Raw genomic sequence first — 12809 nt, 5'->3', positions numbered from 1 at the left:
CCCGGGGTGGCGTGCGTGCGGCACAGCGCCTCCTACAGAGAGTGAAAAAACTCGGTGAATGGTGCGATCAGCGAGATAACGGTGCTATCTGCCCGTCGCGGCGACCCTGCCGCGCGTGAGCGGCTGGCGGCCGACAGTCTCCCGTTGGTGTACAACGTGGTCGGCCGTGCGCTGAACGGGCATGGCGATGTCGATGACGTGGTGCAGGAGACCATGCTGCGCGCGCTGGACGGTCTGCCCGGCCTCCGGGATGCATCCAGGTTCCGCTCGTGGCTCATCGCCATAGCCATGAACCAGATACGCAATCGCTGGGCGCTTCGTCAGTCGCAAGCAGTTTCGTTGGCGGAGGCGGAGCGCCTCCCCGATCCGACCCTGGATTTCGCTGAACTGACGATCCTGCGGCTTGGGTTGTCCGGGCAGCGGCGGGAGGCGGCGGAGGCGACTCGGTGGCTGGACGACTCCGACCAGGAGGCGCTTGCTTTGTGGTGGCTGGAAGCCGCCGGGATGTTGACTCGCGCGGAGTTGGCGGCCGCGCTAGGGCTGTCGACCCGTCATACCGCAGTACGTGTACAGCGGTTGAAGGAACAGTTGGATTCGGCGCGCGTCGTGGTCCGGGCGTTGCGCGTGGAAGCTCGGTGCTCTGGGCTGGCGTCGCTGATCGCGACGTGGGACGGTGCACCGCGGCCGTTGTGGCGCAAGCGACTGGCGCGTCACGTGCGCGGCTGTGATCAGTGCGGCGACGGGGTCAAAGGCGCGGTGCCGCTGGAGGGGCTTCTCGCGGGGATCGGCCTCGTTGTGCCCCTGTACGCCGGCACGGCTCTTTGGGAAACGGTCCGTGAGGCGGCCCGACAGGGGCAGTCTCAGGCCGCAGGAGCCGTTCTGCCGTACACGGCCGGGGCCGTGACGCTGGCGGCAGCGGTCACGGTCGCACTGCTGATGTGGCCGTCGCCCCGAGAGAGCGTCACCGCACCGCCCGCGGAGCCGACGCGTACCGCCGCCCCGCCTCCTCGAACGGCCGCACCAGCCGCGAGGCCCCTTCCCAGCGCCAGAGCGGAAGTCGAGTTTTCGCCGCCGCCCCCGTCGCGGCCCTCTGCCCCGCCCGCCGCGGCAACGCCACCGCAGCGGCGACTGGTCGAGCAGGTCAACGCGCTGAGGAAACGCAATGGGTGTGCGGAGTTGATCGTGGACGCCCGTCTCACCGGGGTTGCTGAGCGGCACGCCGCGGACATGGCGGCGCACCGGCGCGTGGATCACACGGATTCAGCCGGGCGCGACACCGCCGAACGCGTGCGCGGTGCCGGATACGCGTGGTCCGCCGTCGGCGAGACCCTCGTCCATGGTCCGCGGAACCCGGAGGCCGCCGTGGACAGATGGATGCGAGAATCAGGCCAGAACCCGCAATTTGTGAACTGCGCCTACCGACACGTGGGGGTAGGTCGCGTCGAGTCGCCGAGCGGGCCGTACTGGGCTCAGGTTCTCGCCACGCCGAGCTGATATGCAGCTGCGGGGCCACATGAAAAGAGCGCCGACGCGCGCGTCATCCAGCACGGTGGATACAGCACGTGAGCGTTCACGTCGCGCTGGGTGTACTCCTTTTCGAGGCAGCGAAACAACGGTCAAAATCGAAAAGCTTCCGGCGGCATCCCTGCCCTGCGCCGTTGCCAGTCAACAAAGCGTTTCTCTATGCTCAAGTGGCATGTTCAAGAAATGACATGAAGGCCTCCTTGGCCACCCCCACGTTTTGGTATAGAGGAGTCTGCTGTGAGCAAATGCCTTTCCGGGACTGTGATCTTCGGGGAACGGAACGCAGGCGGACCGCGATTCGTCGGCATCCAGAGTCCCGGCCTCCTGGCGTGGGCCGGGACGTCTTGATGGCCGAGGGCAGTACGGCGGTCGGGCAGCTGTTGCAGGGCTTCGACGAAATGAATCTTCCGTCCTCGGTGTTGTTCTCCGCGGCGGCTCTCGACACCTTTCTGGAAGTCGCTTCGGACGTCTACGACCGCATCACTCCGTGCGATCCCCTGCCATGTTTCGCCGTCCTCCTGGGAACAGGCGACAGGGGACAGTGGTTCGTGGAGGACGTGGCCTTCGGCGAAAACGTCCGCGGTGTCCACCCGAGCGCCCGGGCGGAGTTCCAGGAGTCCATCGTGCCGCGGTTCGGGCCCGCCTACGAGAACCCGGTGCGGGCCTGGTGGCTAGACCCGCAGGACCTCCTGCGGATCACGAGGGAGGGCGAGAGCGGCGGGCTCGACGTGCTCGGGTCCATACACATGCATCCCGACTGGCACCGCATCGGTCCGGAGGCGGCCCGCGTGCATCCGCTGGACGAGCAGCCGACGGAGATGGACGCCTACGTGTTCCGCAACACGGCCTGGCCGGTGAACGTGGTCTGCTACCTCCAACGCGACGACGGAATCTACTGCTATGCCCTGTCGGCCTGGGACGCGGACTGCCGGGCTGTCGCCCTCCGACTGCGCCGGCCTGCCCGGGTCCCCGGGATCGGTGATGACCGTGCATGATGACGTCTCCTTGCGCGCCGTGTGGCGGACCATGGCCGAAGCGTGGAGCTCGGGCGACGCTGTGCTGTTCGGCAGCGTCTTCGCCGAGGACGTCGACTTCGTGACGGTCCGGGGCGAGGAACTCCACGGCCGACAACAGGTCGTGGACCGTCACGCTCACCTTTTCGCCACCGTCCACCGCGGCACCCGGCTGGAGGCCGACGTCCGCCCGGTCCGTGAAGTGGCTGACGACACATGGTTGGTCCATGTCGTCACCTTGATACGTCCGTCGGGATACGCCACCCACGCGCAGGCCCTCGTGATCCGTACGGCCGGCGCCTGGACGATCACCGCCTTCCATAACATGGAGTTCAGCGATGTCGAGCTCCCCCCGCCCACGGGAGAACGCTCATGACGCGCCCACGCCTTCGCCACCTTGCCCTGGTCGTTCAGGACGCAGCCGCTACGGCTGCCTTCTATCGAGAGACCTTGGGCATGGAGCAGTTTCACGCGGATCCGGACGGCAGCCGGTTCCTCACCGACGGATACATCAATCTGGCCCTGATCCAGCAGCGCCTCGACTCGGATATACCTGCCGGGTTCAACCACTTCGGTTTCGAGGTCGCCGATGTCGAAGACACCATGGACCTCATGACGGCTCGTGGTGCCCCCCGCCCTGAGCGACGCAGCGGCAACCGCCCCTTCGCCGAGTACCGGGCGACGGACCCGGAAGGGAACTGGTTCGATCTGTCGGAGCACGGGTTCCTGCCGCCGGAGCGCGAGAGCTGACCAGCAGTGTCGGGATACCGGAACAGCACTGTCGGCCGCGGGTCCCAACCGGGAACCGCGGCCGACCTGTTGGTCGCCTCCTCGTGCGACGTCAGCCGGTACCAATCGGCCGCGGACGCAGTCGTGAGGATCCCGGACCTGACACTGCGACCGCGATGGCCAGGGCCGAACGTGCACATCCACTGCGAACGCCGAGCAGCCCTCCACAGTTGTCCCCGGACTTTGTAGAGAAGCCGAGGGCCGGACGACCTTGTCGCCGGGTTTTCAGATAAGGCAGAGTGCGTGCTGCGGGGTGAGAATGTCGTGGCGGCCCGGCAGGTATCCCCAGTGATGCATCCGGACAGGATGCCGGGGCCCACGGATATTCGATTCTCCGCAACGCTGTCGCCGTACGGAAGGTATGTAGGGAACTCTGGGCGAGTAGCCAAGATTGCCCTCGTTCATCCGGCAAGACCCCATGCCATGCCGTGCACGCCCGGCGCGCACCGCGTAACCAGAAAATGCGCGCGGTCCGGAGCGTTCATCGCCAGGCACTTCTCTGTCAGGGGTGAGGCTCCGATCTGTTCGCTGTAGACGTGCCTGCAGGATCTCGGTGGCGCAGAGGAATGGAATCGGGCTTCCAGGAGATATTCGCGCACTGGTGATCCCTCCCAACGGCCGTAATGCGTTGACGGGTTGCCTGACGGCGTGACCTCGATGGTGTAACTGGTGACTTCTGTGGCGAGCTTGGCGAGCACATGGCCGAAATGAACATCGATGACCAGGAGGTTCAGGTCTTTCATGTACACGCTTCGTTCTACATATCCGGAAGTGACACTGATGTGTGGGGGCTCGTTTGCCTCGTGGTCGATAATATGAGCGAAAGTTGCCCGGGTGGCTCCGTGTCGATGTGCCCGGAGGACGGTGGTCGACGCCACCGCAGTCACCGCGCCGTCCGCCCCGACTTTGACCACTTCGTTGGCGACGAGTGCCTGCGTCCGCTGGTCCGCGTTACGCAGTACGGCAGCCAGCCCGTCTCCCATGGCCGTCTGCACGTGGCCGTGGGGGCCCGGATTCCGCCGAGGACTGTCCGCGACCCTGCCACGAGGCTTCCGAGGACCGAGCAGAGAGCGCAGCGTGCCGTCCGACAGGCCGAGCAACCCGTCCAGCGCGTCCAGGGCGCGCAGCGAGCGTGCGTGTTCGGGACGACGGTGACCGCGCTGCCAACTACTCAGCGTCGCCGGGCTGACGAAGAGCCCCTGGGTTCGCAGACGCTCGCTCACGCGGTCCAACGGCAGCCCGCTCCTGCGCAACGCTGTCCGCAGTGTTGCTGGAAACGCGCCGTCCGCGGCGTCTCCGCTGCCACCGGAGACGACAGTGGACGACTCCGTTGCGTCGTAACCGTCATGCATCGTGCTGAGCATCGGCTGCCCGCCTTTCGTGCCTCCTGCGCCCGGACCGGGCCGGCCCGGGCGTCCACGCTTCGGAGACAGGCCAAGGTCGGCCCGACAACGAAAACCGGGCGGGCGGTTCCCCTGGCCATGACCTGGCCCACCACTCACCGGTGTCCGGATGCTGCGAGCCACGCATCCAGGCACCTTGCGGCCTGCTACCGAAGCCGCCGGCTTACGGAGGACCGTTGACCGAGGTGAACCGAGACTTCCAGCGCAGTGCCGAGGGCCCTGACAAGGGAGGGCCCTCGCTGGCGGGTACGACATGTCCCGAGTGCGGTACGGACCTCGGGCCGCACTGGCCCGGCGGGCCGGAGTGTGATTGCGTCTGGAGTGCCGTGTCACAACTGCGCCGTGCGCGGCAGGCCGGCCAACGGACGGGCTCCGAGGGAGTTCCCCCAACGCTCTTTCCGGACCTGCGGCGCGCTGCCGAATGCGACGTCTTCGTCGAGCATCCGCAGGAGCACGCGCCCGGCGCGGTTGCCCAGCCACAGGGGGACGCCGGGACGAGTCCGAGGCTGCGGCGCGTGCCGGGTAGCACCGCCGACCGGTCGGTTCGCCCTGGGCGGGCCCGTAACTCCGGCCGTATCTCGCTCCGGACCGTCGCTCTCCTGGTCGCGGCGGCCGGTGCCGCCGGGATGGTGGTCGTGGGTGTTCTTCTGATGACCGACAACCACGAACCGGCAACGGCGGGTGAGGAGCCGCGCCCGTCCTTCTCAATGACCCCGCCCCCAGGCCCCTCGGAGTCGGCATCTCGGCGGACATCCACCGCCGTCCCCGCCGCCCCCACCACCGCGTCCTCCCGCTCGAAGCCCTCAGCCTCCGCCGAGCCGTCGATCAGCCCGTCGCCCTCTGCCTCTCCCGCTCCGACCATGACGGAACAGCCACGCGAAACACGACTGCCCTCACCATCCGCCGAGCCACTGCGATTCGGGGCCACGGGCGCGGCCGTGGAGGAGCTGCAGTTGAGGCTGACGCAGTTGTCGGCGTACCAGGGCCCGATCGACGCCAAGTACGGAATTGACCTCGCCCTGGCGGTCGGACAGTACCAGCGGACCCGCAGCATCGAGACCGACCGTCCCGGGCACTACGGCCCCGGTACGCGTGCGCGTCTTGAAGCGGAGACACAGTCGCCCCACCCGCAGCTCCAGGACGATGGCGCCGCCGGTAACGACCAGCGGAGCGGCGAGTGAAGCGACAGACGAAACACCCGTCAGCAAAGAAACTCCGTACAACTTTCTGTTGTCGCTCTTCGCCGCCTGGGTCTCCTGCTGTGTCCCCAGCAGTTCGTCCCTCCGAAGATCGACGAGGAGAAACGATGTCGCGTCACAAGGTCTTGCCTCGGCAGGCCGCTCACCGCAAGGCGACCCACAACAAGTCGCGACGTCTTGGAGCGATTCTCGTCACCGTGGTAACTGAGGTCATACGCCCCCACGGGAGGCGCCGTGCTCGGCGGAGATCTGGTACAGACACACCACCGGGCGACCCCTTCTGCTGGAGACGTTTCGTTGTCGACCACCACCGGCACTGCACGTGCACGTCAGTTTCACCGTCGTGAGAAGCGCTGTGAATCATCCCTGTGCAAATCCGGGATGTTCATCACGGAGTCCGGAACCAACCGTGAGGGCGGGCAACGGCCTCGCACGGTGGTGGGGAGAACGGTGAACCAGGCGGCGGGCATCGCACCGATGCCGAAGCCCTGGTGACCCGGTTCGAACAGTTGACGGGAGGACGCGATCTGCCTGCGGCGCACGCCGAGCTGCTGCTCTGCCAGGCCCTGATCGCCATGGCTGACGCCCCTGGGACAGCCGCTTCGCGATGTGACGAGGCCGCCGAGGCGTTCCGGCGTATCGGTCGCCCCTACGAGACCCTTCGGGCCACCGAGCGCGCCCTGCGCTTGCGCGCATCCTCAGCACCGTCCGACGACAGCATCTCCGGCCTCTCCGACACCGCCGACGCGTATGCCGTACTCGGAGCTGAGCACGATGCCGCCCGGTGTCGGCACGCCCTGCGCGTTCTCGGGCACGTGCAGCCGAACAGGCGCGGGCGCCGGGGCTACGGCTCGGCCCTGTCGCCACGCGAGCGGCAGGTCGCGCGGTATCTCACCGAAGGAGTCGGCAACCGCGAGATAGCACAAGCCCTGTTCCCGTCCCCGCGGACCGTGGAACACCATGTCGCCAGTGTTCTGCGCAAGCTCGGGCTCCCGCACCGTGACGCGCTCAAGGGCAGACTCCTGGACGATCCGTAGCCGCCGATCGCCGCTGCCACTCGCGCCATGATCGGCCCCGAAACGGCGCACCCTCGTGGGAGCGTGCCCGGTTCATTCAAAGCAGCTGGGCGGCGGTAAGTGCCGCGAGAGCCAGCACGGCGGCGCTTGCGACCACCGCCGTGTTCGGCCTCATGGAACGTGGCGTCTCGGCGCGGCACAGGGCAGCGATGCGGCGGTGAGCGACGAGCCAGAAGGCAAGCAGCGCGGCGACCGTGCCCGCGAGGAGGGGCGTCGGCGCAAGGGCATCGGACGTCAGAGCCTGGCGGCCGACCAGCGCTGCGGTGACTGTCCAGGTCAGGGTGGTGCGCCGCCAGGCGAGCCGCGTGCGTTCGGGCTGGAGCCCGGGGTCACGGGTGTGAGGCGTGGTCATGCACCGCCCATGGCCACGACGGCCACCACAGCGAGTGATACCAGGGTAACGAGGACGGACAGCACCGCCGGGAAAGCCGTCGCGGGCAGGTCCTCACCTTTGCGGATCGCCCGCTCGCAGCGGACCCAGTGGTGCACAGCCCGCAGCGCGCACAGCGCGCCGGTGCCGATCACCGCCAGGGCCAGCCCCGTGCGCACCGCGTCGGCGAGGTCCGGGAGGAACTGGTCGACGGCGAAGCCTCCGCCGATGAGCGCGAGCGCGGTCCGGATCCACGCGAGGAACGTTCGTTCATTGGCGAGCGAGAAGCGGTAATCAGGGGTGTCGCCGTCGTCGCGTATGAGCTCCGGGGAGAACCACAGCCTCAGGTGATGAGGGGAGCGACGCGGGCGTCGCTCCCCTCGCTTCCGGATCATCCCGCTGCGGCCGTGCCGCCGGTGTCCGCGTCGGACGTGCTGGCAGTGAAGAGCTGTGCCAGCACGGTGTAGGCGGCGCCGGAGGCGTGGTCGGAAGGACCCGTCGCGGCGAGTTCCAAGGAAGGGGGCGGGGTGGTGCTGTGGGTGTACTGGCTACGGAAGACCTGCTCGGTCCGGGCGGTGAGGGCCGGCACGTTCATCTCGGGAGTGAAGGCGATCACGACGCGCTCCGGGCCGAACATCTTGGCCGAGTTGGCCACGGCGACGCCGAGTCGGTCGGCAGCGCTCGCGATGACGTCGTCGTCCCGTCCGGCGAGACCTGCGGGTGTCTCTCCGCGCCGTTCCAGCTCGCGCTGGATGCCCCAGTGGCTGGCCCACGTCTCCAGGCAGTCCTGGGCGCCGCAGTGACAGGGGCGACCTGTCCCCGTACCGACGCACGAGTGCGCGAACCCGCCCGCGGTGCCGCTGAAGCCGCGGTGGATGCGCCCCTGCACCACCACGGACACGCCCAGGCTCGTTCCCACGCTGAAGATCATCAGGTTGCGGCCGGCCAGTCTGCCGTCGAAGAGCAGCAGGCCGGAGGCCACCGAGTTGACGTAACTGTCGAGGATGACGGGCGTCTCCATCAGGGCGGCGAGACGGCGCTGGAACGGTACGTTCTCCCAGCCCATCGATCCGCTGTGGCGGACGAGGCCGTACTGCTGGTCGACGACGCCCGACACCGCGACGCCGACGCCGATGAGGGCGGAGGAGGCCCTGCCCTCAGCGGCGAGCCGCATCGCACGGGCGACGCTCTCGCCGACGTCCTGCGGGTCCGTGGAGGCGAGCGGCTCCTGGTGGGAGGCGACGACGTCTCCGCGCAGATTGACCAGCACCACGTAGGCCTCCGTCGCCGACAGCCTGACGCCGGCGGCGAGGACCGCGTCGCTCCCCAGGTCCAGAAGCCGCGCGGGCCGGCCGCCGGTGTTGCGTACGGCCTCGGCCTCCGTGAGCAGCCCCGCACCGAGCAGCCGGGCCGTGATACCGGTGACCGTGGCCGGACTCAGTCCCGTCTCGGCCGCGATCCGTGCCCGGGCCACCGGTCGGTGGGCGCGGACGACGTCGAGGACCAGGGCTTCGTTGATCTCGCGGATCAGGGCTTTGCTCCCGGCGCGTGGCCTCATGGGTGACGGTTCCTTCTGGTGATCGATCAGCACGGAAAGGGTCTCCCTCGTCAGGGCGGGGAGCAACACTCTAATTTATTCGGTCATTGACAGAAGTTAACACGGTGATTAGCTTCCACGGCATGAGTCACCACCTCGGAGTGGGCCAGGGCCAACGGCCCGACGGCTCGCACATCCGGATCCTTCTCAGCGTCCCCCCGGCGGAGCGGGAAGCGTTCTTCCCTCCGCCGACACTCCGCGCCCTGGCAGCTCTCGGCGAGGTCACCGAGTGCGAACCCGCCGCACTGCACGACATGGACGCCTTTCGCCGGGCGCTCGACGGCGTGCACGTTCTCGTCACCGCCTGGGGCTTCCCCCGGCTCGACGCCGACCGCCTCAGCCTCGCCCCCGACCTGCGCTTCGTCATGCACGCCGCCTCCTCGATCCACTGGCTCGTGAGCGACGACTTCTGGGCCACCGGACTGCCCGTCTCCCAGGCGGGAGCTGCGATGGCTCCCGCCGTGGCCGAGCTCTCGCTCGGCTTCACCCTGTCCCTCCTGCGCCGCACCCACCGGCACGACCACGCCTTGCGCTCCGGCCACAGCTGGGCGACGGCCGCCGGGACCGGGCGGGCGCGCGAGATCAGCGGCGCCCGGATCGGAGTCGTCGGCGCCTCACGCACCGGAAGGCACTACATCCGGATGGCTCGGGCCCTCGGCGCGGAGGTGCGCGTCCACGATCCCTACGTCCCGCCCGGTGATCCGCTCGCCGCGTCCACCGTCGGGCTGCGGGAGCTGATGGAGACGAGCGACGTCGTCGCCGTGCACGCCCCCGCCACCCCGGAGACGCACGGCATGATCGGCGCCGACGAGATCGCGGCGATGCGCGACGGCACCCGGTTCGTCAACACCGCCCGGCCCTCCCTCGTGGACATGGACGCGCTGTTCGACGCGGTCGCGTCCGGCCGGATCGACGCGGCGCTCGACGTCTTCGACCACGAGCCGCTGCCCGTCGACGACCGCTGGCGCGGCCTGCCCAACGTGCTGCTCACACCGCACCTCGCCGGCGCCACCAGCGACTCGCGGCAGCGTGCCGGACAGATCGTCGTGGACGAGATCCGCCGCCACCTGGCGGGGGAGCCCCTGGAGCACGCGCTGACGCGCGAGGACTTGGCGAGGATGGGATGACCACGACCACGGCACGCAACATCCTGCTGCTCCACTGCCACGACCTGGGGCGGTTCCTAGGGGCCTACGAGGTCCCCACGGTCGTCACCCCGCACCTGGACGCGTTCGCCGCGCAGTCGACGCTCTTCGAAGCGGCGTTCGCGACCGCGCCCCACTGCAGCCCGGCGCGAGCCTCTTTGTTCACCGGTACCTATCCGCAGACCAACGGAGTCCTCGGCCTCACGCACGACCCCTTCGGATGGGATCTCACCGATCCTTCGACGCATCTCGCCCACCGTCTGGGCACGGCGGGATACACCACCGAACTCATCGGCGTGCATCACGAATCCCGGGTCCTGCCGGACGACGTCGTTGCCGGACGCCTTGGCTTCGACCGGGTCCGCACCGGCGGCGACCGTGACACGGTCGTCGAGCGCACCGTCGCAGCCCTCGACCGCGTCGCCACGTCGGACGCCCCGTTCTACCTCCAGGTCGGCTTCTACGAACCGCACCGCACACCGTCGGCGCGCGACCGCCCCGGAGTGATGGGCTTCCTCGGAGACTCCGTGACCGCGGACGATTCACGCGGGCTCACCGTCCCTCCCTACCTGCGCGACGACGACGGCTCCCGTGAGGAGATCGCCGAACTCCAGGGGGCCGTACGGCACATGGATGAGGGAGTCGGCAGCATCCTGGCACGTCTCGACGAGCTCGGTCTCAGCGACGACACCATCGTGGTGTTCACCACCGACCATGGGCTGCCGCTGCCCCGGGCGAAGTGCACGCTGTACGACCCGGGGCTGGAAGTCGCCCTCCTGATGCGTGCTCCCGGCCGGCCCGCATGGCGGGAGCGCCGCGTGGACGCCCAGGTGAGCCACGTCGACGTACTGCCCACCCTCTTCGAACTCGTCGGCCTGCCCCACCCGGGGGACTGCCAGGGCACCAGCCTGGTCCCCGTGGTCGAACAGGGCCGACCCGCCTGTACCCACACGTTCGGGCAGCTCACCCACCACATCTACTACGACCCCAAGCGCGCCGTCCGGTCCGCCTCGCACAAGCTCGTCGCCAACTTCGCCAACGCCCCGCTGGCAATGGACCCCACCCAGTCCTGGGTGCACCGCAGCCTGCCCGCCGCCCTCAACGGCCCCACCCTCGGCTCCAGCCCCGTACTGGAGCTGTACGACCTGGTGAACGACCCCCACGAAGGCGACAACCTCGCCCTCGACCCCGCACTCGCCTCCGTCCGGGCCGAGCTCGCCGCGGCCCTGCTCCGCTGGATGCACGACACCGACGACCCCCTCCTGAACCCGAACCCGCTTCAGCCTCGCCACCACGACACCCTCACCGCGCTGACCCACGCGGCACACGCCACCGCGCAACAGTCCGGCGAGCTCCCTTCCCCCGCACCGGCCTCGGCCGACCGTCCCGCCACCGCCGTGGGCCGTAGCGTCGCACCGCCCAGAGAAAGAGAAACAGCATGAGGACACGACCGCTCCGCTTCGCGGCACTGGCCGCCACCGCCTCACTCGTCTTCACCGCCTGCTCCGGCTCCGGCGGGGACGGCAAGGCCGAGGTGACGCTGTGGATGTACCCCGTGATCAAGGACGAGGCCGCGAGCAAGAAGTACTGGGCGCAGACCGAGGCCGCCTTCGAGAAGGCCAACCCCGACATCGATCTCAGCATCGAGCTGCAGACCTTCGACAAGCGGGACGCACAGATCTCCGCCGCGCTCGCCGCCGGCTCCGGCCCCGACATCGTGCTCATCACCCCCGACCAGGCCGCGACTTACCACAAGGTGCGGGGGCTGCTGCCCGTCGGCGACGCCGTCGACGACCAGCGGAAGGCATTCTTCCCGGAGACCCTGAAGGCGGCCACGCTGGACGACGAGCTCTACGGCGTGCCTCTCTTCCAGAACATCAACACCACCGCGTACAACACCAAGATCTTCGCCGACGCCGGACTCGAACTGCCCAGGACCTGGGACGACGTGCGCAAGGCCGCCCCGGTGCTCGCCAAGAAGGGCATCGCCGTCATGGACTACTCCGGCAGCCCGGAGCAGACCCTGAACATGTCGTTCTACCCCCTCCTCTGGCAGGCCGCCGGCACCGTCTTCACCGACGACGGCAAGGACATCGCCTTCGACTCGGACGCGGGCGTCTCCGCTCTCCAGTTCCTCGTCGACCTCAAGAAGATGAAGGGCCTGCCCGTCGACGCGGCCACCGAGGGCCCCGCGGTCGAGGGCGCCCCGATCGCCGCCGGCAAGGTCGCGCTGCGTCCCGTCACCTCTTTGCCGGAGCTGGCGCAGATGCGAGCGGCACTGGGGGAGGAGAACGTGTCCCTCGGCGCGCCGCTCCAGGGCGAGGTGCGGGCGACCTACGGCAACCCCGGTCTGCTCTCCCTGACCTCCATCAACGAAGAGGAGAACCGCGAAGCCGCCTACAAGGTGCTCGCCCACCTGAGCTCGCCCAAGGCGCAGGAGTCCCTCAACACCGCCGCGGGCAACTTCCCGACCCGGACCGATGTGAAGGCACCGGGCAGGGGCCCCGACTTCGAGGTTCTGAACGCGGCACTCAAGGACGCCAACCCCGGGGAGCCCTCTCCTGCCGCCCGCCAGGTGATGGCCATTCTCGCCCCGTACATCCAGGCGGCCCTCGGCGGTGACCTCTCACCGAAGGAGGCACTGAAGAAGGCCGCCGAGGAGTCACGCGCGCTGCTCGCCCGGTCCTGACCTG

Annotated in this window: 13 protein-coding genes; 9 read left to right on the top strand and 4 right to left on the bottom strand. The window is 68.8% G+C overall.

The genetic code is table 11. The features are described 5' to 3' along the window. Positions 1–54: 54 nt before the first annotated feature. The 4 genes from AC3CH1_RS02220 to AC3CH1_RS02205 all read left to right on the top strand — a co-directional run bounded on the left by AC3CH1_RS02220 (position 55) and on the right by AC3CH1_RS02205 (position 3287). Complete coding sequence (locus tag AC3CH1_RS02220; RefSeq protein ID WP_488461279.1) at positions 55–1494, top strand: sigma-70 family RNA polymerase sigma factor; 1440 nt, start codon at positions 55–57, stop codon at positions 1492–1494. A gap of 377 nt (positions 1495–1871) precedes the next feature. After that, positions 1872–2519, top strand: a complete 648-nt coding sequence (locus AC3CH1_RS02215; protein WP_488461278.1) for an MPN domain-containing protein — start codon at positions 1872–1874, stop codon at positions 2517–2519. After that, positions 2506–2913, top strand: a complete 408-nt coding sequence (locus AC3CH1_RS02210; RefSeq protein ID WP_488461277.1) for an SgcJ/EcaC family oxidoreductase — start codon at positions 2506–2508, stop codon at positions 2911–2913. Before AC3CH1_RS02215 ends, AC3CH1_RS02210 begins: the two co-directional genes overlap by 14 nt. Continuing rightward, on the top strand, positions 2910–3287 hold the full coding sequence (locus AC3CH1_RS02205; protein ID WP_265603043.1) for a VOC family protein: 378 nt from the start codon (positions 2910–2912) through the stop codon (positions 3285–3287). The genes AC3CH1_RS02210 and AC3CH1_RS02205 overlap by 4 nt, the downstream gene beginning before the upstream one ends. 440 nt (positions 3288–3727) lie before the next feature. Here AC3CH1_RS02205 and AC3CH1_RS02200 read toward each other — a convergent pair whose 3' ends face one another. Continuing rightward, the gene (locus tag AC3CH1_RS02200) at positions 3728–4549 is read right to left on the bottom strand and encodes an XRE family transcriptional regulator (protein ID WP_488461276.1); all 822 of its coding nucleotides are present in this window, start codon (positions 4547–4549) and stop codon (positions 3728–3730) included. 1040 nt (positions 4550–5589) lie between these two features. Here AC3CH1_RS02200 and AC3CH1_RS02195 point away from each other — a divergent pair. Then, positions 5590–5910: a peptidoglycan-binding domain-containing protein gene (locus AC3CH1_RS02195; protein ID WP_265603045.1), complete on the top strand. Its 321-nt coding sequence runs from the start codon at positions 5590–5592 to the stop codon at positions 5908–5910. Positions 5911–6419: 509 nt separating this feature from the next. Then, entirely contained in the window at positions 6420–6965 is a 546-nt protein-coding gene (locus AC3CH1_RS02190; protein ID WP_488461275.1) for a helix-turn-helix transcriptional regulator, read from the top strand. Positions 6966–7041: 76 nt separating this feature from the next. Here the strand turns inward: AC3CH1_RS02190 and AC3CH1_RS02185 are convergent, their stop codons facing one another. Genes AC3CH1_RS02185 through AC3CH1_RS02175 form a run of 3 tightly spaced genes read right to left on the bottom strand, consistent with a single transcriptional unit; the run spans position 7042 to position 8932 of the window. After that, positions 7042–7356 (bottom strand): DUF202 domain-containing protein, encoded by a 315-nt coding sequence (locus tag AC3CH1_RS02185; RefSeq protein WP_488461274.1) that lies wholly within the window; start codon positions 7354–7356, stop codon positions 7042–7044. Beyond that, positions 7353–7769 carry a YidH family protein gene (locus AC3CH1_RS02180; RefSeq protein WP_265603048.1) on the bottom strand — a complete coding sequence of 139 codons (417 nt, stop codon included), beginning with the start codon at positions 7767–7769 and terminating at the stop codon, positions 7353–7355. Before AC3CH1_RS02180 ends, AC3CH1_RS02185 begins: the two co-directional genes overlap by 4 nt. Continuing rightward, complete coding sequence (locus AC3CH1_RS02175; RefSeq protein ID WP_265603049.1) at positions 7766–8932, bottom strand: ROK family protein; 1167 nt, start codon at positions 8930–8932, stop codon at positions 7766–7768. The genes AC3CH1_RS02180 and AC3CH1_RS02175 overlap by 4 nt, the downstream gene beginning before the upstream one ends. A 122-nt stretch (positions 8933–9054) precedes the next feature. On the opposite strand from AC3CH1_RS02175, the gene AC3CH1_RS02170 reads away from it, so the two are divergent. From AC3CH1_RS02170 to AC3CH1_RS02160, 3 genes are read left to right on the top strand one after another with little or no spacing between them, the layout of a single operon-like run. Next, entirely contained in the window at positions 9055–10098 is a 1044-nt protein-coding gene (locus AC3CH1_RS02170; protein ID WP_488461273.1) for a hydroxyacid dehydrogenase, read from the top strand. Next, entirely contained in the window at positions 10095–11558 is a 1464-nt protein-coding gene (locus tag AC3CH1_RS02165; RefSeq protein ID WP_488461272.1) for a sulfatase family protein, read from the top strand. The genes AC3CH1_RS02170 and AC3CH1_RS02165 overlap by 4 nt, the downstream gene beginning before the upstream one ends. Beyond that, positions 11555–12805: an ABC transporter substrate-binding protein gene (locus tag AC3CH1_RS02160; protein ID WP_488461271.1), complete on the top strand. Its 1251-nt coding sequence runs from the start codon at positions 11555–11557 to the stop codon at positions 12803–12805. The genes AC3CH1_RS02165 and AC3CH1_RS02160 overlap by 4 nt, the downstream gene beginning before the upstream one ends. Positions 12806–12809 lie beyond the last annotated feature (4 nt).

This window comes from Streptomyces sp. MGP-P1, from assembly GCF_057766565.1.
The sequence above is the reverse complement of the archived record's forward strand: the minus strand, read 5'-3'. Positions and strand labels throughout refer to the sequence as shown.

Coding starts and splice junctions, on each gene's coding strand:
- AC3CH1_RS02215 (WP_488461278.1), top strand. CDS start 1,872: ATGGCCGAGGGCAGTACGGCGGTCGGGCAGCTGTTGCAGGGCTTCGAC.
- AC3CH1_RS02210 (WP_488461277.1), top strand. CDS start 2,506: ATGACCGTGCATGATGACGTCTCCTTGCGCGCCGTGTGGCGGACCATG.
- AC3CH1_RS02205 (WP_265603043.1), top strand. CDS start 2,910: ATGACGCGCCCACGCCTTCGCCACCTTGCCCTGGTCGTTCAGGACGCA.
- AC3CH1_RS02195 (WP_265603045.1), top strand. CDS start 5,590: ATGACGGAACAGCCACGCGAAACACGACTGCCCTCACCATCCGCCGAG.
- AC3CH1_RS02185 (WP_488461274.1), bottom strand. CDS start 7,356: ATGACCACGCCTCACACCCGTGACCCCGGGCTCCAGCCCGAACGCACG.
- AC3CH1_RS02180 (WP_265603048.1), bottom strand. CDS start 7,769: ATGATCCGGAAGCGAGGGGAGCGACGCCCGCGTCGCTCCCCTCATCAC.
- AC3CH1_RS02175 (WP_265603049.1), bottom strand. CDS start 8,932: ATGAGGCCACGCGCCGGGAGCAAAGCCCTGATCCGCGAGATCAACGAA.
- AC3CH1_RS02170 (WP_488461273.1), top strand. CDS start 9,055: ATGAGTCACCACCTCGGAGTGGGCCAGGGCCAACGGCCCGACGGCTCG.
- AC3CH1_RS02165 (WP_488461272.1), top strand. CDS start 10,095: ATGACCACGACCACGGCACGCAACATCCTGCTGCTCCACTGCCACGAC.
- AC3CH1_RS02160 (WP_488461271.1), top strand. CDS start 11,555: ATGAGGACACGACCGCTCCGCTTCGCGGCACTGGCCGCCACCGCCTCA.